This window comes from Streptomyces sp. NPDC002386 (assembly GCF_053593175.1).
Genome location: NZ_JBSFBX010000003.1, coordinates 191,145 through 213,797, shown reverse-complemented (window position 1 = coordinate 213,797; position 22,653 = coordinate 191,145). Strand labels below are relative to the sequence as shown.

17 protein-coding genes are annotated in these 22,653 nt (G+C 73.4%); 2 read left to right on the top strand and 15 right to left on the bottom strand.

Translation table 11 applies throughout. The annotated features are described in order from the left end of the window. Positions 1 to 75: 75 nt before the first annotated feature. On the bottom strand, positions 76 to 762 hold the full coding sequence (pdxH, locus tag ACWCPN_RS08120) for a pyridoxamine 5'-phosphate oxidase (protein ID WP_199210962.1): 687 nt from the start codon (positions 760 to 762) through the stop codon (positions 76 to 78). 166 nt (positions 763 to 928) lie between these two features. On the opposite strand from pdxH, the gene ACWCPN_RS08115 reads away from it, so the two are divergent. Next, complete coding sequence (locus tag ACWCPN_RS08115) at positions 929 to 2,029, top strand: citrate synthase 2 (RefSeq protein ID WP_392295346.1); 1,101 nt, start codon at positions 929 to 931, stop codon at positions 2,027 to 2,029. A 63-nt stretch (positions 2,030 to 2,092) separates the two neighbouring features. Here ACWCPN_RS08115 and ACWCPN_RS08110 read toward each other — a convergent pair whose 3' ends face one another. The 12 genes from ACWCPN_RS08110 to ACWCPN_RS08055 all read right to left on the bottom strand — a co-directional run bounded on the left by ACWCPN_RS08110 (position 2,093) and on the right by ACWCPN_RS08055 (position 18,575). Further along, the gene (locus tag ACWCPN_RS08110; protein WP_451203392.1) at positions 2,093 to 3,124 is read right to left on the bottom strand and encodes an isopenicillin N synthase family dioxygenase; all 1,032 of its coding nucleotides are present in this window, start codon (positions 3,122 to 3,124) and stop codon (positions 2,093 to 2,095) included. A 440-nt stretch (positions 3,125 to 3,564) separates the two neighbouring features. Further along, positions 3,565 to 4,170: a TetR/AcrR family transcriptional regulator gene (locus tag ACWCPN_RS08105; protein ID WP_199210964.1), complete on the bottom strand. Its 606-nt coding sequence runs from the start codon at positions 4,168 to 4,170 to the stop codon at positions 3,565 to 3,567. Beyond that, entirely contained in the window at positions 4,158 to 4,895 is a 738-nt protein-coding gene (locus tag ACWCPN_RS08100) for an enoyl-CoA hydratase family protein (RefSeq protein WP_451203390.1), read from the bottom strand. Before ACWCPN_RS08100 ends, ACWCPN_RS08105 begins: the two co-directional genes overlap by 13 nt. Next, complete coding sequence (locus ACWCPN_RS08095) at positions 4,892 to 6,460, bottom strand: 4-coumarate--CoA ligase family protein (RefSeq protein ID WP_451203388.1); 1,569 nt, start codon at positions 6,458 to 6,460, stop codon at positions 4,892 to 4,894. Before ACWCPN_RS08095 ends, ACWCPN_RS08100 begins: the two co-directional genes overlap by 4 nt. A 28-nt stretch (positions 6,461 to 6,488) precedes the next feature. Then, entirely contained in the window at positions 6,489 to 7,679 is a 1,191-nt protein-coding gene (locus tag ACWCPN_RS08090; protein WP_392295343.1) for an acyl-CoA dehydrogenase family protein, read from the bottom strand. Next, the gene (locus ACWCPN_RS08085) at positions 7,676 to 9,532 is read right to left on the bottom strand and encodes an ATP-binding protein (protein WP_451203386.1); all 1,857 of its coding nucleotides are present in this window, start codon (positions 9,530 to 9,532) and stop codon (positions 7,676 to 7,678) included. The genes ACWCPN_RS08090 and ACWCPN_RS08085 overlap by 4 nt, the downstream gene beginning before the upstream one ends. Before the next feature lie 5 nt (positions 9,533 to 9,537). After that, on the bottom strand, positions 9,538 to 11,136 hold the full coding sequence (locus tag ACWCPN_RS08080; RefSeq protein WP_451203384.1) for an acyl-CoA carboxylase subunit beta: 1,599 nt from the start codon (positions 11,134 to 11,136) through the stop codon (positions 9,538 to 9,540). Then, complete coding sequence (locus ACWCPN_RS08075) at positions 11,133 to 12,809, bottom strand: acyclic terpene utilization AtuA family protein (protein WP_451203382.1); 1,677 nt, start codon at positions 12,807 to 12,809, stop codon at positions 11,133 to 11,135. The genes ACWCPN_RS08080 and ACWCPN_RS08075 overlap by 4 nt, the downstream gene beginning before the upstream one ends. Beyond that, on the bottom strand, positions 12,806 to 13,600 hold the full coding sequence (locus ACWCPN_RS08070) for a TIGR03084 family metal-binding protein (protein ID WP_451203380.1): 795 nt from the start codon (positions 13,598 to 13,600) through the stop codon (positions 12,806 to 12,808). Before ACWCPN_RS08070 ends, ACWCPN_RS08075 begins: the two co-directional genes overlap by 4 nt. A gap of 138 nt (positions 13,601 to 13,738) precedes the next feature. Further along, positions 13,739 to 14,686, bottom strand: coding sequence for an EamA family transporter (locus ACWCPN_RS08065; protein ID WP_451203378.1), 948 nt, complete (start codon positions 14,684 to 14,686; stop codon positions 13,739 to 13,741). A gap of 293 nt (positions 14,687 to 14,979) precedes the next feature. Continuing rightward, positions 14,980 to 15,744, bottom strand: a complete 765-nt coding sequence (locus ACWCPN_RS08060) for a metallophosphoesterase family protein (RefSeq protein ID WP_451203376.1) — start codon at positions 15,742 to 15,744, stop codon at positions 14,980 to 14,982. Continuing rightward, on the bottom strand, positions 15,741 to 18,575 hold the full coding sequence (locus ACWCPN_RS08055; RefSeq protein ID WP_451203375.1) for an FAD-binding and (Fe-S)-binding domain-containing protein: 2,835 nt from the start codon (positions 18,573 to 18,575) through the stop codon (positions 15,741 to 15,743). Before ACWCPN_RS08055 ends, ACWCPN_RS08060 begins: the two co-directional genes overlap by 4 nt. A 156-nt stretch (positions 18,576 to 18,731) precedes the next feature. Here ACWCPN_RS08055 and serC point away from each other — a divergent pair, with 156 nt between their 5' ends. Then, positions 18,732 to 19,850, top strand: coding sequence for a phosphoserine transaminase (gene serC, locus ACWCPN_RS08050; protein ID WP_451203373.1), 1,119 nt, complete (start codon positions 18,732 to 18,734; stop codon positions 19,848 to 19,850). Between the two features lie 133 nt (positions 19,851 to 19,983). Here serC and ACWCPN_RS08045 read toward each other — a convergent pair whose 3' ends face one another. Both ACWCPN_RS08045 and ACWCPN_RS08040 read right to left on the bottom strand, forming a co-directional pair. Continuing rightward, positions 19,984 to 21,501, bottom strand: coding sequence for a cellulase family glycosylhydrolase (locus tag ACWCPN_RS08045; protein WP_451203371.1), 1,518 nt, complete (start codon positions 21,499 to 21,501; stop codon positions 19,984 to 19,986). A gap of 148 nt (positions 21,502 to 21,649) precedes the next feature. Continuing rightward, a complete protein-coding gene (locus tag ACWCPN_RS08040; RefSeq protein ID WP_451203369.1) occupies positions 21,650 to 22,615 on the bottom strand; it encodes a WD40 repeat domain-containing protein in 966 nt (321 codons plus the stop codon). Between the last annotated feature and the right edge of the window lie 38 nt (positions 22,616 to 22,653).

Sequence of the window (22,653 nt, the reverse complement as noted above, 5' to 3'; positions counted from 1 at the left end):
GTCCGGCCGGCTTCGCCGCCGTCAGGCGGTGGAACCGAGCTCGCGGGTCGTCTGCGTTCCCGCCCCCTGGCGGGGTCAGGGGCTCAGGCGCTCCAGGGTCCAGGAGCCGTCGGGGCGGCAGGTGTAGCGCAGGCGGTCGTGGAGGCGGTTCTCGCGGCCCTGCCAGAACTCGACCGTCTCCGGGGCGACGCGGAAGCCGCCCCAGTGCGGCGGGACCGGGATGTCCTCGTCCTCCGGGTGGCGTGCGTCCAGCTCGGCGTAGGCCGTCTCCAGTTCGGCGCGGGACGCGATCACGGAGGACTGGGCGCTGGCCCAGGCGCCCAGCCGGGAGCCGCGCGGGCGGGTCCGGAAGTAGGCGGCGGTCTCCTCCCGGCCGGTGCGGCGGGCGATGCCGGTGACGATGACCTGGCGGGCGATCGGGTGCCAGGGGAAGAGCAGCGACACATAGGGGCTGGCGGCGAGTTCGCGGCCCTTGCGGGAGTCGTAGTTGGTGTAGAAGACGAAGCCGTCGGTGTCGAACTGCTTCATCAGGACCGTGCGGGAGCTGGGGCGGCCCGCCGCGTCCGCGGTGGAGACGACCATCGCGTTGGGTTCGTAGAGCGTGCCGTGCAGGGCCGCCCGCGCGGCGTCCTCGAACCAGCCGGTGAACTGGTCCATCGGGTGCGCCGGGAGGTCCTTCTCGTCGAGGCCCGCGGCGCGGTACTGCTTGCGCATGGCGGCGGGGTCCAGCAGCGGGTCGGGGCTGGGGTCGCGGTCGGTCACGCGGTCATCCTGCCGTATCGAACGCGCGTGGCACTCAGTGTCGCGTGGGCTCCCCAACTGTGGCACTCGGGGTTATGGTGCAGGTTCCGCCGCGGTTTGGGTGACCACCGGCCGAACGGGGCATCACCGGGGTGACCGCCGCCGACATTCACGAGGGAGCCGCCTGATGTCCGATTTCGTACCCGGACTCGAAGGGGTCGTCGCGTTCGAGACGGAGATCGCCGAACCCGACAAGGAAGGCGGTGCCCTGCGGTACCGGGGCGTCGACATCGAGGACCTGGTCGGGCACGTCTCCTTCGGGAACGTGTGGGGTCTGCTGGTCGACGGTGCCTTCAATCCCGGTCTGCCGCCGGCCGAGCCGTTCCCGATCCCGGTGCACTCCGGTGACATCCGGGTGGACGTGCAGTCGGCGCTGGCCATGCTGGCCCCCGTCTGGGGTCTGAAACCGCTGCTGGACATCGACGTGGCGCAGGCCCGCGCGGACCTGGCGCGGGCCGCGGTGATGGCGCTGTCGTACGTCGCGCAGTCGGCGCGCGGGCAGGGGCTGCCGATGGTGCCGCAGCGGGAGATCGACAAGGCGAATTCGGTGGTCGAGCGGTTCATGATCCGCTGGCGGGGCGAGCCCGACCCGAAGCACGTGGCCGCCGTGGACGCCTACTGGACGTCGGCCGCCGAGCACGGCATGAACGCGTCCACCTTCACCGCCCGGGTCATCGCCTCCACGGGCGCGGACGTCGCGGCGGCGCTGTCGGGTGCCGTCGGTGCGATGTCCGGGCCGCTGCACGGCGGCGCGCCCTCGCGGGTGCTCGGGATGATCGAGGAGATCGAGCGCACCGGGGACGCGGAGGCGTACGTCAAGGGGGCCCTGGACCGCGGTGAGCGGCTGATGGGCTTCGGGCACCGGGTGTACCGGGCTGAGGACCCGCGCGCGCGGGTGCTGCGGCGTACCGCGCGGGAGCTGGGGGCGCCGAGGTTCGAGATCGCGGAGGCGCTGGAGAAGGCCGCGCTGGAGGAGCTGCACAACCGGCGGCCGGACCGGGTGCTGGCGACGAACGTGGAGTTCTGGGCGGCGATCATGCTGGACTTCGCGGAGGTCCCGGCGCACATGTTCACGTCGATGTTCACGTGCGCGCGGACGGCCGGGTGGTCGGCGCACATCCTGGAGCAGAAGCGGACCGGGCGGCTGGTGCGGCCGTCGGCGACGTACGTGGGGCCGGGGTCGCGCAGTCCGCGGGACATCGAGGGGTACGCGGACATCGCCCACTGAGGGAGCCGTCGAGGGGCGCGGGCGGCGGCACTTGTGCGGCCGCCCGCGCGCCCGCGGCGCGGGTCACGCCGGGGTCAGCAGGTCACCGTGGTGCCGCTCGGCCGCCAGCGGGTGGGCCCGGAGCTTGCCCTTGAGTTCGTTGTAGCCGTACTCGGCGTAGAGCGGGTTGGCCGGGTCGGTGGTGACGCCGGGGGCCGCGGGGGCGTGCGGGAAGGGCAGCGGCTCGATCCTGGCGTCCAGGCGGGGGTTGTAGAAGAACGGGACGGAGAAGCGCTCGGTCGCTCCGGGCGGGCTGACCACGCGGTGGTTGGTGGCGAGCAGGTAGCCGTTGGTGGCCACCTCCAGGAGTTCGCCCAGGTTGACGACGAAGGCGCCCTCGATCGGCGGGACGTCGTGGAAGCGGCCGTCCGCGCGCTGGACCTGGAGGCCGCCGACGGTGTCCTGCAGGAGCAGGGTGAGGAAGCCGTAGTCCTTGTGGGCGCCGACGCCCTGGTCGGTGCCGTCGCCGGCGCTGCCGGGGTAGCGGACGAGCTTGAGGTGCGGGTGGGCGTGTTCGCCGAAGACGGGGTCGTAGAAGCCGGCGGGGGCGCCGATGGCGGTCAGCAGTTCGCGCAGCAGGCGCTGGGCGACGGTGCTCAGCCGGTCGATCCAGGCGAGGGCGGCGGTGCGCAGTTCGGGCAGGGCGGCGGGCCACTGGTTGGGGCCCTGCAGCCACCAGTACCGCGGTTCGCCGGGGCCGGGGACGTGGGCGGGACGTTCGGCGCCTATGTCGAGCTGGTCGCGCCAGTCGCGGGCGCCGGCGGTGCGTTCGTCGCCGGTGCGGGTGTAGCCGCGGAAGTGCGGGGAGCCCACGTTGTCGAGGGCGAGGCGGTCGGCCTCGGGGAGGTCGAAGAAGGCGCGCATGGCGGTCAGCAGCGCGTCGGTCTCCGCCGGGGTCACGCCGTGTCCGACGAGCTGGAAGAAGCCGACGTCGTGGGCGGCGCTGTGCAGCTGGGCGTGGAGCAGGGCCCGGGCCTGGGGGCCGCGGTCGGCGGCGGAGAGGTCGATGATGGGGAGCTGGGCGTACGACGGGGTCGTCGAGGTGTGCGTCGTCATGGGGTGCGTCCGCGGGGTGTACGGGGCACGGGCGGCCGCCGGGGGTGTGGCGGCCCCCGGGTGCCGGAAAGAGTGAGAAGGCTCGAAGGGGCTGGATCAGGCGGAGAAGCGCCGACAGCCCATGCTCGTGACGCGCACGTAGTCCACGTGGCGGCGTCGGACGAGCATCGGAAGCATGGCGCAAGGGTACTGCGGCTCGCGGGATACGCCTGTGGCCCGGGTCACTGCGCCCGGTGCGTGGCGGGCGGGGTCGGAGCTTGCCCCGGAGGGGGACCAGCCGGTGCCCGCCCAGTCTTCCGGCGAGCCGGGCGACGTCCAGCATCCTGGCGAGCCGGGCGCGGAAGTCCGCGGTGAACTCGGGGCGGTTCCAGGATTCGAGGCCGAGGTGGCCGAGGGCGTAGTGGTCGTCGCCCCGGCCGCCGCTTGCCTCTGACAGCGGCTCAGTCCAGGGCCGTGTCCACGAGTGCCGCCCACTGCGCGACGACGCGTTCGCGGCGGGCGGTGTCGTCGGTGAGGAGGTTGGCGAGGCCGAGGCCGCGGGCCATGTCGAGCAGGCCCTGGACGGTTTCGCGGACCCCGGGGCGGGACTCGTCGGCGCCGAGGAGTTCGACGGCGATGCGGTGGGACTCGCGGCCGACGCGGGCCTCCAGTTCGGTGACGCGCGCGCGGAGCTGGTCCTCGTCGCTGGCGGCGACCCACAGGTGCAGGGCGGCGCGGAAGAGGGGGCCGGTGTAGAGGCCGACGACGGCGGAGACGACGGCGCGCCGGTCGGCGGGGCCGTCGGGGAAGAGTTCGCGCAGGGCGGTGGAGCGTTGCTCGGCGACGTACTCGACGGCGGCCGTGAACAGGTCCTCGCGAGTGGGGAAGTGGTGCTGGGCGGCGCCCCGGGAGACGCCTGCGCGTTCGGCCACGACGGCGACCGTGGAGCCCGCCCAGCCGTGTTCGGCGAGGCAGGCCACGGCGGCCTCCAGGAGCCGCTGCCGGGTGGCCCGGCTGCGGTCCTGTTTGGGTACGCGGTCGCGTTCCGCCGTACTCACACCACCCATGCCGCATCCCGTCTTTCCAGGAAGGCCGTCATCCCCTCCCGGGCCTCGGGCGAGGAGAACAGCCGGGCCGAGAGCGCGGTCAGGTCGGCCGCGTCCCGGTCGAAGGTCTCCAGCACCCTAGCCGTGAGCAGCCGTTTCGTCTCGGCCAGGGCCTGGGACGAGGAGCGGCGCAGGCCGTCCAGGACGGGGGCGAGGGCCTCGTCGACGTCGTCGGCGGCCGCGGTGAGCAGGCCGAGCCGTACGGCTTCGGCCGGGTCGAAGCGTTCGCCGGTGAGGTAGTAGCGGGCCAGGGCGCGCGGGTCGGCGCGGGGCATCACGGGCAGGGAGATCACCGCCGGGGCGACGCCGATGCGGACCTCGGTGAAGGCGAAGGTGGCGGTGGTGGCGGCGGCGGTGATGTCGCAGGCGGCGAGGAGGCCGAGGCCGCCGGCCCGGACGTGTCCGGTGACCCGGGCGACGACGGGCCTGGGCAGCTCGACGATCTGCCGCAGCAGGTCCACCAGGGCGTCCGGGTGCGGAGGGTCGCGCAGGTCGGCCCCGGCGCAGAAGGTGGTGCCGGTGTGGGTGAGGACGACGGCGCGTACGCCGGGGTCCTCGGCACAGTCGGCGAGTGCGCCGGAGAGCGCCTCGACGAGGGCGGCGGAGAGTGCGTTGCGGGTGTCGGTGGCGTCGAGGCTGAGGGTTTCGACGCCACGCGCGCGCGTGCGTGAGACGAGGGTGCTCAAGGCAGCTCCCGGAGCTGTCGGCGGAGGATCTTCCCGGAGGCGGCGCGGGGCACGGTGTCGATGAAGGTGACGCGGCGGACGCGTTTGTAGGGGGCGACGCGTTCGGCGACGTGCAGCATGACCTCGTTCTCGCCGAGGTCCGCGGCGGTGGGCTGGCGGACGACGAAGGCGTGCGGGATCTCGTTGCCGTCGTCGTTGTGGGCGCCGATGACGGCGGCGTCGGCGATGCCGGGGTGGGTGAGCAGCAGTGCCTCCAGTTCGGCCGGGGCCACCTGGAAGCCCTTGTACTTGATGAGTTCCTTCATCCGGTCGACGACGAAGAGCCAGCCGTCGTCGTCGACGTGCCCGACGTCCCCGGTGTGCAGCCAGCCGTCGGGGTCGATCATGGCGGCGGTGGCGTCGGGGCGGCCGAGGTAGCCCTTCATGACCTGCGGGCCGCGGATCAGGATCTCGCCGGGTTCGCCGGTGCCGAGGTCCTTGGCGGGGTCGTCGAGGGAGACGATGCGCATCTCGGTGCCGGCGATGAGGCGGCCGACGGTACCGGCGGGCGCGTGGTGCAGGGCGTCGAGCGGGACGACGTGGGTGCCGGGCGACAGTTCGGTCATGCCGTAGGCCTGGCCGATCGGGGGCAGGCCGAGGCGTTCGGAGCAGGCGGCGGCGAGTCGCGCGTCGAGGGGGGCGGCGGCGCTGATGACGTGCCTGAGGGAGGAGAGGTCGTAGCGGGCGACCGCCGGGTGCTTGGCGAGGGCGAGGACGATCGGCGGGGCGACGTACAGCCCGGTGATGCGGTGGGTCTCGATGGCGGCGAGGAAGGTCTCGAGGTCGAAGCGGGGCAGGACGACGACGGTGGCGCCCTTGCGCAGGGGGGCGTTCATGAGGGCGGTGAGGCCGTAGATGTGGAAGAACGGCAGTACGGCGAGGATGCGGTCGCCGGGTCCGGCCGGGACGGGGGCCTCGAGCTGGGCCAGGTTGGTGGCGATCTGCCGGTGGGTGAGCATCACGCCCTTGGGGACGCCGGTGGTGCCGGAGGAGTACGGCAGGGCGGCGACGTCCTCGGCCGGGTCGAAGCCGATCTCCGGCTCGGGGGCGGTGGTGGCGAGCATGTCGATCAGCGAGCGGTGCCCGGGCGCGCTGTCGCAGACGAATATCTCCCTTACGCCGCCCGCGAGTTCGGCGGCGCGGCGGGCGGTCCCGAGCAGCGGTGAGATGGTGACGATCCAGCGGGCGGCGCAGTCGGCGAGCTGCTTGGCGAACTCCTCGGGGGTGGCGAGCGGGTGCACCGTGGTGACGGAGGCGCCCGCTCGCGTGGCCGCGTAGAAGGCGGTGGGGAAGGCGATCGTGTTGGGGCTGTGCAGGGCGAGGACGTCGCCCTTGCGGACACCGGCGTCGGCGAGGGCGGCGGCGATCCGCCGGTGGAACCGGTCCACCTGCTCGTACGTGAGGGTGGTGCCGTCCGTGCCGTCGATGAGGGCGGCGTGGTCGCCGTAGCCGGCGGCGGGGCCCAGAACGACGTCGTGGATGGGGAGTTCTACGGGCGGGACGTCTGCGTACTCGCTGCGGAACACGGTTCCTCCAAGCGGCCGCCGCTGCGGCCTAGTACGACTTGGGCAGGCCCAGGGTCTGGTGGGAGACGTAGTTGAGAATCATCTCCCGGCTCACCGGTGCGATACGAGACACGCGCGAGGCCGTTATCAGTGAGGCGAGGCCGAACTCGCGCGTGAGGCCGTTGCCGCCGAGGGTGTGCACGGACTGGTCGACGGCCTTCACGCAGGCCTCGGCGGCCGCGTACTTGGCCATGTTGGCGGCCTCGCCCGCGCCGATGTCGTCGCCGGCGTCGTAGAGGTGGGCCGCCTTCTGCATCATGAGCCGGGCCAGTTCCAGTTCGATGTGCGCCTGGGCGAGGGGGTGCGCGATGGCCTGGTGGGCGCCGATGGGGGCCTTCCAGACGGTGCGTTCGCGGGCGTACTCGACCGCCCTGGCGAGCGCGTACCGGCCCATGCCGATCGCGAACGCCGCCGTCATGATCCGCTCGGGGTTGAGCCCGGCGAAGAGCTGGAGCAGACCGGCGTCCTCTCCCCCACTGCCGAAAGCGTGGGAGGGGCCCCCACCGACCAGTGCTTCCGCGGGCAGCCGTACGTCGTCCAGGACGAGTTCCCACTGCTTCTCGGCGGCGTTGAGTTCCATGTCGATGGGGTGCCGCTGGAAGCCCTCGGCGTCCGGGGGGACGATGAACAGGCAGGGCTTGAGGCGTCCGGTGCGGGCGTCCTCGGTGCGGCCGACGATCAGCACGGCGTCGGCCATGTCGACGCCGGAGATGAAGACCTTGCGGCCGGTGAGGAGCCAGTCGGCGCCGTCCTTGCGGGCCGTGGTGGTGATGCGGTGGGAGTTGGAGCCGGCGTCGGGCTCGGTGATGCCGAAGGCCATGAGGCGGGTGCCGTCGGCGAGTCCGGGGAGCCAGGCCCGCTTCTGCTCCTCCGTGCCGAAGCGGGAGATCACCGTTCCGCAGATGGCCGGGGAGACGACGAGCATGAGGAGCGGGGAGCCGGCCGCGCCCAGTTCCTCCAGGACGATGGAGAGTTCGGTGATGCCGCCGCCTCCGCCCCCGTACTCCTCGGGGAGGTTGACGCCGAGGTAGCCGAGTTTGCCGGCCTCCGCCCACAGTTCGGTGGGGTGACGCCCCGCGGCCAGGGTCCGGGCGATGTAGTCGCGGCCGTACCGCTTGCCGAGGGCGGCCACCGCGGCGCGCAGGGCCTTGTGCTCTTCGGACTCGATGAGAGTGCTCATGGTGTCTCCTGGAGTTCGTGTACGACCGCCAGCAGCGTTCCTGGCTCCACCTGCCGGCCCGTCGTGGCGTGCAGGGCGGTGAGCGTGCCCGTGACGGGCGCCGAGATCTGGTGCTGCATCTTCATCGCCTCCAGCCAGATCAGTGGCTGGCCGGCCCGTACCGTCGCGCCCTCGGTCAGCCCGTCGGCGACCCGGACGACCGTGCCCGGCATCGGCGCGAGCAGGGAGCCGGGGGCGAGCTGGGCCGCCGGGTCCGGGAAGCGGGGCAGGACGGTGAGCGCGATGGAGTTCACGTACACCCGGTCCGATCCGTACCGCGCCACCTCGAACCGGCGCTGGACGCCGTCCGCTTCGAGTACGACCAGGCCCGCGTCGGCGTGCACCACCCGGACCCCGTCGGCGGTGGGTCCCTGCCGGGTGTGCCGGTAGTGGACCTCGTGCTCCTCGCCGGCCATCTCGTACCGCTTGGTCTGCGGCTGCGAGGGCACGTTGCGCCAGCCGCCGAAGCGGGAGCGGCCGTGGGCGTCGGCGAGGGCCGCGGCCAGCGGGGCGAGCGGGTCGGGGGCCGGGGCGGTGAGGGCGGCGAGGTGGCGGTCGTAGAAGCCGGTGTCCATGCGGGCGGCGGTGAACTCGGGGTGGCGCAGGGAGTTCAGCAGCAGGTCGCGGTTGGTGACCGGGCCGTGCAGCGCGGCGCGTTCCAGGGCGCCGGCGAGCCTGCGGACCGCCTCCGCGCGCGTGGGGGCGTGGGCGACGACCTTGGCGAGCATCGGGTCGTAGTGGACGCCGATGGTGTCGCCGTCGGTGTAACCGGTGTCGAGGCGGACCCCGGCGGGTACGGCGAGGCGGTGCAGGGTGCCGGTCTGGGGGGCCCAGTCGCGGGCGGGGTCCTCGGCGTACAGACGGACCTCGACGGCGTGCCCGCGCGCGCGTGGCGGCTCGCTCGCCAGCGGGTGGCCCTCGGCGACGCGGATCTGCTCGGCCACCAGGTCGACACCGAACACCGCCTCGGTGACCGGGTGTTCCACCTGGAGGCGGGTGTTCATCTCCAGGAAGTGCGCGCGGCCGTCGGCGACCAGGAACTCCACGGTGCCGGCGCCGACGTAGGAGACCGCGCGCGCGGCGCGCACGGCGAGCGTGCGCAGTTCCTCCTGGAGTCCCGCGCTCAGTCCGGGCGCCGGGGCCTCCTCGATCACCTTCTGATGGCGGCGCTGGAGGGAGCAGTCGCGGGTGCCGAGCGTCCACACCGTGCCGTGGGTGTCGGCGAGGATCTGCACCTCGACGTGGCGGCCGCGTTCGAGGTAGGGCTCGGTGAAGACCTCTCCGTCGCCGAAGGCGCTCGCGGCCTCGGCGCGCGCTCCCTCCAGCGCGTCCGGCAGGTCCGCCAGCCGGCGCACGATCCGCATTCCGCGGCCGCCGCCGCCCGCGGCCGCCTTCACCAGGACCGGCAGGTCGGCCTCGGTGACCTCGCCGAGGGGCGCGACGCCCATCAGCTCCTTGGCGCGCGTCTTGGACGCCATCGCCTCGATCGCCTCCGGGGGCGGCCCGATCCAGACGAGTCCGGCGTCGAGGACGGCCCGGGCGAACGCGGGGTTCTCGGAGAGAAAGCCGTAGCCGGGGTGGACGGCGTCCGCACCGGCGGCCAGGGCGGCCTTCACGATCAGGTCGCCGCGCAGATAGGTCTCGGCGGGCGTCGCGCCCGGCAGCCGTACGGCGGTGTCGGCCACGCGCGCGTGGAGCGCGGTCTCGTCCGCGTCCGAGTGCACCGCGACCGTGCGGATGCCGAGTTCGCCGCAGGTGCGGAAGATCCGGCAGGCGATCTCGCCGCGGTTGGCGACCAGCAGAGTCGAAATCATGAGCCTCACATCCGGAAGACGCCGAAGCCGCCGCGCGCGCCCTCGTAGGGGGCGGTGTGGATGGCGGACAGGCACAGGCCGAGAACGGTGCGGGTGTCGCGCGGGTCGATGACGCCGTCGTCGTACAGCCGCCCGGACAGGAACATCGGCAGCGACTCGGACTCGATCTGCTGCTCCACCATGGCGCGCAGGGCGGCGTCCGCGTCGTCGTCGTACGGCCGGCCCTTCGCCGCCGCCGACTGCCGGGCGACGATGGAGAGGACGCCCGCGAGCTGCTGGGGGCCCATGACGGCCGACTTGGCGCTGGGCCAGGCGAACAGGAAGCGCGGGTCGTAGGCGCGGCCGCACATGCCGTAGTGCCCGGCGCCGTACGACGCGCCCATGAGGACGGACAGGTGGGGCACGCGGCTGTTGCTGACCGCGTTGATCATCATGGCGCCGTGCTTGATGATGCCGCCCTGCTCGTACTCCCTGCCGACCATGTAGCCCGTGGTGTTGTGCAGGAAGAGCAGCGGGACGTCGCGCTGGTTGGCGAGCTGGATGAACTGGGCGGCCTTCTGCGACTCGGCGCTGAACAGCACGCCCTGGGCGTTGGCCAGGATGCCGACCGGGTAGCCGTGCAGCGTGGCCCAGCCGGTCGTCAGGCTCGTCCCGTACAGCGGCTTGAACTCGTCGAAGTCGGAGCCGTCGACGAGCCGGGCGATGACCTCGCGGGGGTCGAAGGGGGTTTTCAGGTCGCCGGGCACGATGCCCAGCAGCTCCTCGTCGTCGTACTCGGGTGGTGGCGCGAAGGGGGGATCGGGGTGGGCCTTGCGGTGGTTGAGGCGGGCGACGACCCGGCGGGCCTGCCGGAGCGCGTCCCGCTCGTCGACCGCGAAGTGGTCGGCGAGGCCCGACACGCGCGCGTGCATCTCGGCGCCGCCGAGGGACTCGTCGTCGCTCTCCTCACCGGTCGCCATCTTCACCAGCGGCGGGCCGCCGAGGAACACCTTGGCGCGTTCCTTGACCATGATCACGTGGTCGGACATGCCGGGTACGTAGGCGCCGCCGGCGGTGGAGTTGCCGAAGACGACGGCCACGGTCGGGATGCCGGCCGCGGAGAGCCTGGTGAGGTCCCGGAAGATGGCGCCTCCGGGGATGAAGATCTCCTTCTGGGACGGCAGGTCCGCACCGCCGGACTCCACCAGGCTGATGCAGGGCAGCCGGTTGGCGAGGGCGATGTCGTTGGCGCGCAGCGCCTTCCTCAGGCTCCATGGATTGCTGGCGCCGCCGCGCACGGTCGGGTCGTTGGCGGTGATCAGGCACTCCACGCCCTCGACCACGCCGATGCCGGTGACCAGCGAGGCGCCCACCGTGTAGTCGCTGCCCCAGCCGGCGAGCGGGGACAGTTCGAGGAACGGGGTGTCCGGGTCGAGGAGGAGTTCGATGCGCTCGCGGGCGAGCAGCTTGCCGCGCTCGCGGTGCCGCTGGACGTACTTCTCGCCGCCGCCCGCGAGCGCCTTGGCGTGCTCCGCCTCCAGGTCGGCGAGCTTGGCGAGCATGGCCTCGCGGTTGGCCAGGTAGTCGGGGCCGCCAGGGTCGACGGCGGAGGGCAGGACGGTCACAGCAGGGCCTCCGGGATGTCCAGGTGGCGGGAGCGCAGCCATTCGCCGAGGGCCTTGGCCTGCGGGTCGAAGCGGGCCTGCGCGGCGACTCCGGCGCCGAGGATGCCGGTCACGACGAAGTTGAGGGCGCGCAGGTTGGGCAGCACGTGCCGGGTGACGGGCAGGTCCCGGCTCTCGGGGATCAGCTCCCGGAACCGGTCGGCGGTCAGCTCGTGGACGAGCCACCGGAAGGCCCCGTCCGAGCGCGCCCACACGCCGACGTTCGCGTTCCCGCCCTTGTCGCCGCTGCGGGCCCCGGCGACCAGGCCGAGGGGCGCCCGGCGGACCGGCCCGGGCGGCGGCGGCTCGGGCAGGGCGGGTTCCGGTACGGCCTCCAGTGCGGCCGTCTCCCCGGCGGGTGCCACGAGGACACGGCTGCCGTCGTGGAGGACGGCCACATGGTCGACGGCACCATGGGGCACGTACACGTCCTCGAAGACTCCATAGGGTGCGCCCTTCCCCGGTGGGGCGAGCACATGGAAGCCGGGGTAGCTGGCCAGTGCCAGCTCCACGGCTGCCCCGCTCAGGGCGCGTCCCACGAGCCGCTGGTCCGGGTCGCGGACGACCAGGCGCAGCAGGGCGCTCGCCGTCTCCTCGGTGTCCGCGTCGGCGCGGTCGGTGCGCACGAGGTCCCAGCGGACCTCCCGGGGCGGTGACTTGGCGAGGGCGTCGGTGAGCTGTCCGCGCACGAGGGCGGCCTTGGCCTCGATGTCGAGTCCGGTGAGGACGAAGACGACCTCGTTGCGGAAGCCGCCGAGCCGGTTGAGCCCGACCTTGAGCGTCGGCGGCGGCGCCTCCCCGCGCACCCCCTCGATCCGCACCCGGTCCGGCCCGTCCTGGCTCAGCCGCACGGTGTCCAGCCGGGCGGTGACGTCCGGCCCGGCGTACCGGCCGCCTGCCGTCTCGTACAGCAGTTGGGCGGTGACCGTGCCGACGTCGACGAGGCCGCCGGTGCCGGGGTGCTTGGTGACGACGCTGCTGCCGTCGGCGTGGATCTCGGCGAGCGGGAAGCCGGGGCGGCGTACGTCGCCCTCCCCGAAGAAGGCGTAGTTGCCGCCGGTGGCCTGCGTCCCGCACTCCAGCACATGCCCGGCGACGACGGCACCGGCGAGCCGGTCGTACTCCCCGGGCCGCCAGCCGAAGTGGGCGGCGGCGGGCCCGGTGACCAGCGCCGCGTCCGTCACCCGTCCGGTGACGACGACGTCCGCGCCCGCCCGCAGGCACTCGGCGATCCCGAAGCCGCCGAGGTAGGCGTGGGCGGCCAGGGTGCCGGGGTGGGCGGCGGCGAGGTCGTCGCCCTCGACATGGGCGACCCGCACCGGTATGCCGAGCCGCTCGCTCAACTCGCGGATCCGTTCCGCGAGTCCGGCCGGGTTCAGGCCGCCGGCGTTGGTGACGATCCGCACCCCGCGCTCGTGGGCGAGGCCGAGGCAGTCCTCCAGCTGGCGCAGGAAGGTGCGGGCGTACCCGGCGGAAGGGTCCTTCAGGCGGTCGCGGCCGAGGATGAGCATGGTGAGTTCGGCGAGGTAGTCACCGGTGAGGACGTCGACCTCGCCGCCGGTGAGCATCTCGCGCAGCGCGTCGAGGCGGTCGCCGTAGAAGCCGGAGAAGTTGCCGATGCGCAGCGGGTTCACCGGGTGCCCTCCCGCGGCGGGCGGCCGGTGCCGGGCGGGCCCGCGAAGGCCTGGGCGATGCCGAGCCAGCGGTCGGCGTCCGGCCCGTCGGCGCGCAGGTCGAGGTCGGAGCGGTGGGCCCGCTGGGTGACCAGCAGGCAGAAGTCCGGCGCGGGCCCGGTGACGCGCTGGGCGGCGTCCTCCGGCCCGTACACCCACAGGTCTCCGGAGGGCGCCCGGAGTTCGACGCGGAACTCGTCGGCGGGCGGGGTGAGTCCGTGGACCAGATGGGCGAAGTCGCGGGTCCGCACCCCGAGCCGCGCCACGTGCCGGAGCCGGTCGGTGGGCGGGCGGTCCACGCCGAGGGCGTCGGCGATGTCCAGCCCATGGGCCCAGGTCTCCATGAGGCGGGCGGTGGCCATGGAGGCGGCCGACATGGGCGGCCCGTACCAGGGGAACCGGCTCCCCGCCGGCGCGGCGCGCAGGGCCTGTTGGAGCTGGTCCCGCCCGGCACGCCACCCCGCCAGCAGCTCCGCGCACGGCAGCCGGGCGCCTTCCTCCGCGCCCTCGTCCACGAACGAGCCTGGGGCGGTCAGCGCCTTGTCGACCAGAGCCTGGAAGGCCCCGGCGTCGGTGACGGCCAGCAGGGCCGAGCGGTCGGTCCAGGCGAGGTGCGCGATCTGGTGGGCGACGGTCCAGCCGGGCGCGGGAGTGGGCCGCGCCCACTGCTCCGGTCTCAAGTCCGCGACCAGCAGGTCGAGTTCGTCGCTTTCGGCACGCAGGTCGTCGATGACGGGCGTCGGGTCGGCCATGAGGGGGAGCATGGCAGCGGGCCCAGAAACAATCAAGCATGCTTGCATTAATTTCCGCGGGACGCCCGCCCGCCGCAAGGGCCGCGCGAAGCCGCCCGGCTGGACTCCGGAGCGCGGGCCGCGCCCGTCGTGCGACGGTCAGACCTCGGGGGCCGGCGCCGGGACCTTGCCCCGCCCGACCTGGGACCGCACCGCGCCGATGGTCGCCGCGATCACCAGGGCGATGGCGGCGGCCTCCGTGGCGGAGAGCGCCTGGCCGAGCACCAGGAAGCCCGCCGTGGCCGCGATGGCCGGCTCCAGGCTCATGAGGATGGCGAAGGTGTGGGCGGGCAGGCGGCGCAGCGCCAGGAGTTCGAGGGTGTAGGGCAGCACCGAGGAGAGCAGCGCGACCGCCGCGCCGAGGGCGACGGTGGTGGGGTTCAGCAGACGGCTGCCCGCCTCGGCGATGCCGATGGGGAGGAAGAGCAGGGCGGCGACCGCCATCGCCAACGCCAGGCCGTCCGCCTGCGGGAAGCGGCGGCCGGTGCGGGCGCTGAAGACTATGTAGGTCGCCCACATGGCGCCGGCACCCAGGGCGAAAGCGACACCTATGGGGTCCAGATCGCTGAAGCCCCCGCCGCCGAGGAGGAAGACGCCCGCCAGGGCGAGCGCCGCCCACAACGCGTTGATCGCCCGGCGGGACGCCAGCACGGACAGCGCCAGCGGGCCGAGGACCTCCAGGGTGACCGCGGGGCCCAGCGGAATGCGGGCGACCGCCTCGTAGAAGAGGCCGTTCATCCCGCCCATGGCGACACCGAAGGCGATCACGGTGCCCCAGTCGGTGCGCGAGTGACCGCGCAGCCGGGGTCGGCAGACCACCAGCAGCACCACGGCCGCGGCGAGGAGCCGCAGGGTGACGACGCCGAGCGCGCCGGCCCTCGGGATCAGGGTCACCGCGACCGCCGCGCCGAACTGCACCGAGATCCCGCCGGCCAGCACCAGACCGACCGGCCCGAGCGAGCCGAACGGACCGGACCGACGCGGTGCGCCCTCCGGGGATGCCGGTACCTGCTGGGTCGCGGGGGCGGTGTGGCTGGAGGTGCTCACGGGCGGTCCTGGGGCTGGCTGGGATCAGATACGTTCATCTCGGTGTACTTCCGAGTCCAGGGTAATGGACTTGGTCAGGAGTGTGAAGCCGTTTTGAGGCTGTCCCGGATACTGGGACGCCGCGCGCCGCGGCACTCGCCGACGGGACGCGTGGGCGAGTCGCCTCCCCTTGCCATCGTGCTCCGACCGGCCGGAAAGCGCGCGTGCGCGCGGCCGGAAATGCCCCTGAACAGGGCCCTGTCACGGCGGTCGTGACGGGCCGCCCCGCGAAGGGCCCGCGCCGGGTACCGGGCTCATCCGCCGTCCTTCGGCCCCCACGCCGCCAGCACCTCCGTGTCCGTGGCCCGGGCATGCAGGAAGTAGTCCGCCCAGTCGGCGATGTCCGGGTAGGCGCACTCCCGGGTCAGGCGGGCGATCGCCGCGGGTATGTCGTACGGCGTCGTGCGCAGGTCCACTCCGGGGCCCAGGAAGCACCAGTGGGCACCCGGGCGGCCGTAAGGCATGCCCACGCTGCCGGGGTTGACCACAAGCCTGCCGTGGGCCAGGCGGACATAGGGCATGTGGGTGTGGCCGCAGACGACCGTGCCGATGTCGGGGGCGAGGCCGCCGAGGACCTCCGCCCAGCGTTCGGGGGCGGAGTCGACCAGCACGATCTCCTCGTCGTCGCGTGGAGTGGCGTGGCAGAACATGACCCTGCCGAGGCCCCGGACGCGCAGGGTGAGGGTGCCGGCGAGCGTGGCGAGGAAGTCCACCTGGTCCTCGCGGAGCGCCCGCGCCGCGAACGGGCCGATGGGGTCGGGTATCCCGGTGCGCTCGCCGCGCCGGTACTCCACCAGCTCCCGGTCCGCGTTGCCGCCGAGCCACAGCACCCGGTCGCCCTGGGCCCGCAGCAGGTCCAGTACCTCGGCCGGCTGCGGGCCCGCCGTGATGTCCCCGGTCAGGACGATCCGGTCGGCGGCCACCACCTCGGGCTCCGCGAGCACGGCCTCGAGGGCGGGGAGTACGCCGTGGATGTCGGAGAGGACCGCCACGCGGCCGTGTTCCGCTTCCGCCGTCACTTCGCGGCCTCCGTCCCCGCGTCCAGTCCGTCCCGCGCGTCCAGCGCGTCCGCCAGCACCTCCGCCAGGTGCCGCCCCCGCACCCCGGCAAGCTGCTCCAGCTGGGTACGGCACGAGAAGCCGTCCGCCAGGATCACCGTCCCCTCGGCCGCCGCCCGCACCGACGGCAGGAGCTGTTCCTCCGCGCAGGCCCGGGAGACCTCGAAGTGGCCCTTCTCGAAGCCGAAGTCGCCCGCGAGGCCGCAGCAGCCGCCGCTCAGCTCGCCGGTCAGGCCCGCGGACTCGCGCAGCGCGCGGTCGGAGCCGTCACCGAGGACCGCGTGCTGGTGGCAGTGGGTCTGCCCGGCGACGGGACGGCCGACTGCGGGCGGGGTCCAGTCGGGAGCGTGCCGCCGCAGCGTCTCGGCGAAGGTGAGGACCGCCGCCGACAGCCGGGCCGCACGCGGGTCGTCCGGCAGGAGTCCGGGGAGGTCGGCGCGGAGGGCCGCGGCGCAGCTCGGTTCCAGGACGACGACGGGGGTGCCCCGGCGCAGCACCGGTTCCATCAGGTCCAGGGTGCGGCGCAGCACTGCCCGGGCCCGGTCGAGCTGGCCGGTGGAGACGTAGGTCAGGCCGCAGCAGACCCCGCCGGCCGGCCGGGACGGCGGCGGTACCGCTCTGAGCCCGGCGGCCTCCAGCACCCGCACGGCCGCCTGTCCGACCGAGGGCGATAGATGCTCGGTGAAGGTGTCGGGCCACAGCACGACCAGGTCCCCCGTGCTCCGCCGCTCGCGCCGCCGCCACCAGCGGCTGAACGTCAGCGGCGCCAGCCGGGGGATGTCCCGCTCCGGTGCGATCCCGGCCAGTCGCTTGCCGATCCGGGCCGGCAGCCGCAGCGAGGCGAGCCGGTTGAGCAGCCGCGCCGTGCCGGTCCTCGCCGCCCAGCGCAGCCACACCGGCAGCCGGCCCATGCTGTAGTGGGCGGCCGGCCGGCGACGGCCCCGGTAGTGGTGGTGCAGGAACTCCGCCTTGTAGGTGGCCATGTCGACACCGACCGGGCAGTCCGAGCGGCAGCCCTTGCAGGACAGGCACAGGTCCAGCGCGTCCCGGACCTCGGTGGAGCGCCAGCCGTCGGTGACCAGTTCGCCCGCGAGCATCTCGTGCAGCAGCCGGGCCCGGCCCCGGGTGGAGTGCTCCTCCTCGCCGGTCGCCCGGAACGAGGGGCACATCACGGCGGGCCCCGACGCCGTGGTCGTACGGCACTTGGCGACGCCGACGCAGCGGCGGACGGCGGCCCGGAAGTCGCCGCCGTCGGCCGGGTAGCCGAAGGCCACGTCCACCGGGCGGCGGGGCAGCACGGAGAAGCGGAGGTTCGCGTCCAGCGGGTCCGGGCGGACCAGCATCCCGGGGTTGAGCAGGTCGTCGGGGTCCCAGACCCCCTTGGCCCGTTCGAAGAGCCGCACCGTCTCCTCGCCGTACATCCGCGGCAGCAGTTCCGCGCGGGCCTGGCCGTCGCCGTGCTCCCCGGACAGGGAGCCGCCGTGGGCCACCACCAGGTCGGCGAGATCGACGGAGAAGTGCCGGAAGCGGCCCACGCCCGCCTCGGTGAGCAGGTCGAAGTCGATGCGGACGTGGATGCAGCCGTCGCCGAAGTGGCCGTACGGAGTGCCGCGCAGACCGTGGGAGGACAGCAGGGCGCGGAAGTCCCGCAGATAGGCGCCGAGCCGGTCCGGCGGCACCGCGCAGTCCTCCCAGCCCGGCCAGGCCTCCCTGCCGTCCGGCATCCGGGTGGCGGTACCGCTCGCGTCCTCGCGGACGCGCCACAGCGCCCGCTGCGCCGCCGGGTCGGTGACCACGAGCGAGTCGAGGACGTCGGCCGCGCGGGCGATCGCCTCCGCACGCGCGCGTGCCTCGGCCGCCGTGCCGCCGCCGGTCTCCACGAACAGCCAGGCGTCCCCCCTGGGCAGCGCGGCCGGGTCGGGCACCAGATCGGCGGCCATGCCCTCCACCGTCAGCGGCCCGAACGGGAGCAGGCCCGGCGCGGCCTCGGCGGCCGCGCTCTCGTCGCCGTACCCGAGCACCGCCAGGGCACGGGCGCGCGGAGCCTCCACCAGCCGCACGACCGCCTCCGTCAGGATGCCGAGGGTGCCCTCGGAGCCGCAGAAGGAGCGGGCGACGTCGGCGCCGTTCTCGGGCAGCAGGGCGTCCAGCGCGTATCCGGAGATACGGCGGGGCAGTTCGGGGAAGCCGGTGCGCAGCCGGGCCAGGTCGCCCGCCACCAGCTCGCGCAGCCCGTCCGGCGCCCCGGCCCAGTCCCGCCCGAGCCGCAGCCGCCGCCCGCGCGCGGTGACGACGGACAGCTCGCGCACACTGTCCGCCGTGGTGCCCCAGGCGACCGAGTGGGAGCCGCACGAGTTGTTGCCGATCATCCCGCCCAGCGTGCACCGGCTGTGCGTGGCGGGATCGGGGCCGAACCGCAGACCGTGCGGGGCGGCGGCCTCCTGGAGGCGGTCGAGGACGAGCCCGGGCTGGACCACGGCCGTGCGCGTGCCGGGGTCCAGCTCCAGGAGTCCGTTCATGTGCCGGGTGAAGTCCAGCACCACGCCCGTGCCCGTCGCCTGTCCCGCGATCGAGGTGCCCCCGCCGCGCGCCACCACCGGCACCCCGCGCGCCCGGCACACCTCCAGCGCGGCCGCGACGTCCGCCGCGTCCCGCGGGGCCACCACCCCCGCCGGCACACGCCGGTAGTTGGACGCGTCCATGGTCACGAGCGCCCGGGAGGTGGTGTCGAAGCCGACCTCGCCCCGGACGGCACCGCGCAGTTCCGCCGCAAGACCCGAGAGATCCGTCATGCGTCCAGGATGCATCCGCTCACGCACAGTCACCGAAAGTTTTCCACAGCCGCACCCGATGCGTCGTACAACCGCACAAGTCCATGACCCGGCGGACTCGTCTCATCGGACGGACACGGTTCCGTACCGTTTCGCGTAGCGGATACCCTCCGAAGCGTGGCCGACATCCAGATCCCCGCTGACATCAAGCCCGCCGACGGACGCTTCGGCGCTGGCCCCTCCAAGGTGCGGACCGAGGCGCTGGACGCCCTCGCCGCCACTGGCACGTCCCTCCTGGGTACCTCCCACCGCCAGGCGCCCGTGAAGAACCTGGTCGGCAAGGTACGCGAGGGCATCTCCGAGCTGTTCTCCCTCCCCGAGGGCTACGAGGTCGTCCTCGGCAACGGCGGCTCGACCGCCTTCTGGGACATCGCCACCCACGGACTGATCGAGAACAAGTCCCAGCACCTCACCTTCGGCGAGTTCTCCTCGAAGTTCGCCAAGGCCGCCAAGCTCGCCCCCTGGCTGGCCGACCCCACCGTCGTCGCCGCCGACCCGGGCACCCACCCCGAGGCGCACGCCGAGGCGGGCGCCGACGTCTACGCGTTCACCCACAACGAGACCTCCACCGGTGTCGCCATGCCGATCAGGCGCGTGGCCGGCGCCGACGAGGGCGCGCTCGTCCTGGTGGACGCCACCTCCGGCGCGGGCGGCCTCCCGGTCGACATCGCCGAGACGGACGTCTACTACTTCGCCCCGCAGAAGTCCTTCGCCTCCGACGGCGGCCTGTGGATCGGCGTCTTCTCCCCGGCGGCGATCGAGCGCGCCGAGCGCGTCCACGCCTCCGGCCGGCACGTCCCGGAGTTCTTCAGCCTGCCGACGGCGATCGACAACTCCCGCAAGAACCAGACGTACAACACCCCGGCCCTCGCCACCCTCTTCCTGCTGAACGAGCAGCTCGAGTGGATCAACGGCCAGGGCGGCCTGGACTGGTCGACGGCCCGCACCAAGGACTCCTCGACCCGCCTGTACGGCTGGGCGGAGGAGTCCAAGTACGCCACCCCGTTCGTCACCGACCCGGCCAAGCGCTCGCAGGTCATCGGCACCATCGACTTCTCCGACGAGATCGACGCGGCCGCCGTCGCCAAGGTGCTGCGCGCCAACGGCGTGGTGGACACCGAGCCGTACCGCAAGCTCGGCCGCAACCAGCTCCGTATCGCGATGTTCCCGGCGATCGACCCGGCGGACGTCGAGGCGCTGACGAAGTGCGTGGACTACGTGATCGAGAAGCTCTGACCCTCCGGGTACGAGCGGGAGGGCGTCCGGCGCTGGTCGCACCGGGCGCCCTCTTCTCATGCCGCCGTCCGGGCGGCCGCTTCACACCGCGGCCCGGGCGGCCGCTGACGCACCGCCGTACGTGCCTGGCCGTTCACGTCGCCGTACAGGTCAGCGACGGCACGGACCCGCCGCCGGGCGCGCCGCCGAAGCCGAAGCTCGTGGAACCGGCCACCGGCACACCGCCGTTGTGAGCGGCGTTCACCGCCGTGACACCGGAGCCGCTCTGCGTGTAGCCGGCGTTCCACATGGACGTGATCTGCTGTGAGCCGCTCCACGTCCACGTCACCTTCCAGGACTTGAGGGCGGCGGTGCCGGTGTTCGTCACCGTCACCTGGGCGTTGAAGCCGCTCCCCCAGTCGCTGCTGACGGCGTAGGAGGCGCCGCAGGCCGCGGACGTGCCGCCTCCGCCACCCCCGCCGTCGCCACCGCTCCCGCCCCCGGTGCCCGGGAACAGCGGCGCCTTCACGCTCGCGAGGTACCCGTCCTTCACCGTGTCCACGGTCGACCAGTCGTCCTTCAGGATCCCGCCCGTGTCACCGGAGTTGGGGTTCCACGACCAGAAGGTCCACTGGAAGGCGTCCGCGCCGTACGTCGACGTCGGCCGGAGGTAACTCACCAGCGCCGCGAGCCACTTCTGGTCCACGGACGACTGCAGGGTGGTGCCGAACTCGCCCACCCACACCGGCGCGATGTTCTGCTTGAAGATGTAGCCCCAGTACTTGTCCCAGATCCCGGGCATGTTGGCGGGGAACGACGGATCGCTGAACCAGCTCTGCTGGGCCACGCTGGTGGCGTAGTCGTGGGCCGAGTACACGACGCGGCCGGCCACGTCGAGGCGGACCGGGTACTGTCCGACGCCCATCAGGTTGCCGCCCCACCAGCCGGACACGCCGTTGTACGTCTGCACGCCCTCGACGAAGACCAGCAGGGCGGGGTTGACGGAGAGCACGGCGTTGCCGCCCCGCTCGGCCGCGAGCCGCCAGTCGGTGGCCTGGTCGCCGCAGCCCCAGCAGGCGGGGTCGTGCGGCTCGTTGTGCAGGTCGATGCCGATGACCGTGTCCTGGCCCTTGTAACGGGCCGCCAGCGCCTTCAGGTCCGCGATCCAGGTCGACTCGGGCACGGAGGCGGTGTACCAGAGGGCCGACTGACCGCCGGAGTCGGGCCGGTGGCGGTCGAGGATGACCTTCAGACCGTCCTGGCCCGCGTACGCCACGATCCGGTCCATGACCTGGAGCGAGGTCAGGCCCTGCAGATCCGCGTTCTTGCCGCCGGAGAAGTCGATGCTCTCGGGCATCGTGCCGGACTTGAGGACGTCGTCGCTGTAGGGCAGCCGGATGGTGTTGTAGCCCAGCGACCTCATCTGGTCGATCATGCTCTTGTAGTCGCGTGACCAGAGCCCGTGCACCACGTGGTTGCCGGTCTCGAAGCCGAACCAGTTGATCCCCGCGACGCGCACCGGCTGCCCGGCCGCGTCCAGGATCTGCCGGCCGCTGGTGTGCCAGTAGCCGGCTCCGGGGGCGGCGGCCGCGTGCGCCGAGTGCGCGCCCGCCAGGGGCAGCAGGAGCGCCGCGGCGGCCGCGCACAGCGCTCTTCGCAAGCTGCGGAACATGTGCCTTGGTTCCTCTCGGGAGGCACGGCCCCGGAACAGGATGGGAGCGCTCCCATGCACCGCGCACCTCAAGGAAACTGGGCCGCCATGGCCACGTCAAGATGTCCGGCGGGCCGACTCCTCCGCGCGGGGGCGGCGAGGGCGGCGCTCAGCCGCGCCGGCGCAGCAGCCGCAGTCCGAGCAGGACGACCGCGCCCACGCCGACGACGGCGGCCCCGACCTTGAGGCGCCCGCCGCTGCCGCCGGTCCCGTCGGACGCCGAACCGCCGTTGCCGGAAGGGGAGTCGCCGGAGTGGTCGCCCGGCGCGTCCTGCGCCTGGACCGAGCTGCCCGCGCCCTCGCTGCCGTACATCAGCCTGGTCCCGTCGGTGGAGTACGTCAGCGACTCGCCCTGCCCCTGGAGGGGTACGTCGAGCCGGCCCTCCCGCTTGATCCGCCCGCCGTTCCAGTCGTAGTAGATCCCGCCGAAGTACCCGCGCACCGCCAGCTGCCGGCCGTCCGGGGAGAGGGCGGCGTCGGTGGCCCACAGGTCGACCGGGGCGACGGGCCGGAAGATGTTCGCCCCGGAGGTGGAGAGCGTCGCGGGCCCCTCGAACAGGTGCCCGCCGTCCTCCTTCTTGTCGATGATGTACACCCGCCCGGTCTTCGGGTGGACCAGCAGCGACTCGGCGTCGCGCGGCCCGTCGGAGTACTTCACCACGTACTGCTTCGCCGTGACCGTCTGGTCCTTGAGCACCTTCGGCTCGGGCAGCCGGTAGATCCACACGTACGGCCATCTGCCGCCGAAGTTGTCCCCGATGTCGCCGACGTAGATCTCGTCGTGCGGGCCGATGGAGATGGACTCCACGTCGCGCGGGGAGCCGATGCCGCGCAGGGTCACGGTCGCGACGGTGTTGCCGGTCGCGCTGTCCACGGCGTAGATGTACGGCCCGTCGTCGCTGTCGTTGTGCGTCCAGTAGATGCCGGGGTGCAGCCGGGAGGCGGCCAGGCCGCTGGACTCGGTGATCCTCGGGTCCTTGATGGTGAACCCCCGGTCACCGTCGGCGGCGTGGGCGGGCAGCGCGCAGGCACCCGCGAGCAGGGCCCCGGCAAGCAGGGCGAACGGTCGACGCATGCCCCAAGCCTGCCATTCGGCCCGTGGGTCCGGTGGAC

Bases quoted from the DNA above. Each gene is read 5' to 3' on its own strand.
- ACWCPN_RS08115 (WP_392295346.1), top strand. From the start codon at position 929: ATGTCCGATTTCGTACCCGGACTCGAAGGGGTCGTCGCGTTCGAGACG.
- ACWCPN_RS08110 (WP_451203392.1), bottom strand. From the start codon at position 3,124: ATGACGACGCACACCTCGACGACCCCGTCGTACGCCCAGCTCCCCATC.
- ACWCPN_RS08105 (WP_199210964.1), bottom strand. From the start codon at position 4,170: ATGGGTGGTGTGAGTACGGCGGAACGCGACCGCGTACCCAAACAGGAC.
- ACWCPN_RS08090 (WP_392295343.1), bottom strand. From the start codon at position 7,679: ATGAGCACTCTCATCGAGTCCGAAGAGCACAAGGCCCTGCGCGCCGCG.
- ACWCPN_RS08085 (WP_451203386.1), bottom strand. From the start codon at position 9,532: ATGATTTCGACTCTGCTGGTCGCCAACCGCGGCGAGATCGCCTGCCGG.
- ACWCPN_RS08070 (WP_451203380.1), bottom strand. From the start codon at position 13,600: ATGGCCGACCCGACGCCCGTCATCGACGACCTGCGTGCCGAAAGCGAC.
- ACWCPN_RS08055 (WP_451203375.1), bottom strand. From the start codon at position 18,575: ATGACGGATCTCTCGGGTCTTGCGGCGGAACTGCGCGGTGCCGTCCGG.
- ACWCPN_RS08045 (WP_451203371.1), bottom strand. From the start codon at position 21,501: ATGTTCCGCAGCTTGCGAAGAGCGCTGTGCGCGGCCGCCGCGGCGCTC.
- ACWCPN_RS08040 (WP_451203369.1), bottom strand. From the start codon at position 22,615: ATGCGTCGACCGTTCGCCCTGCTTGCCGGGGCCCTGCTCGCGGGTGCC.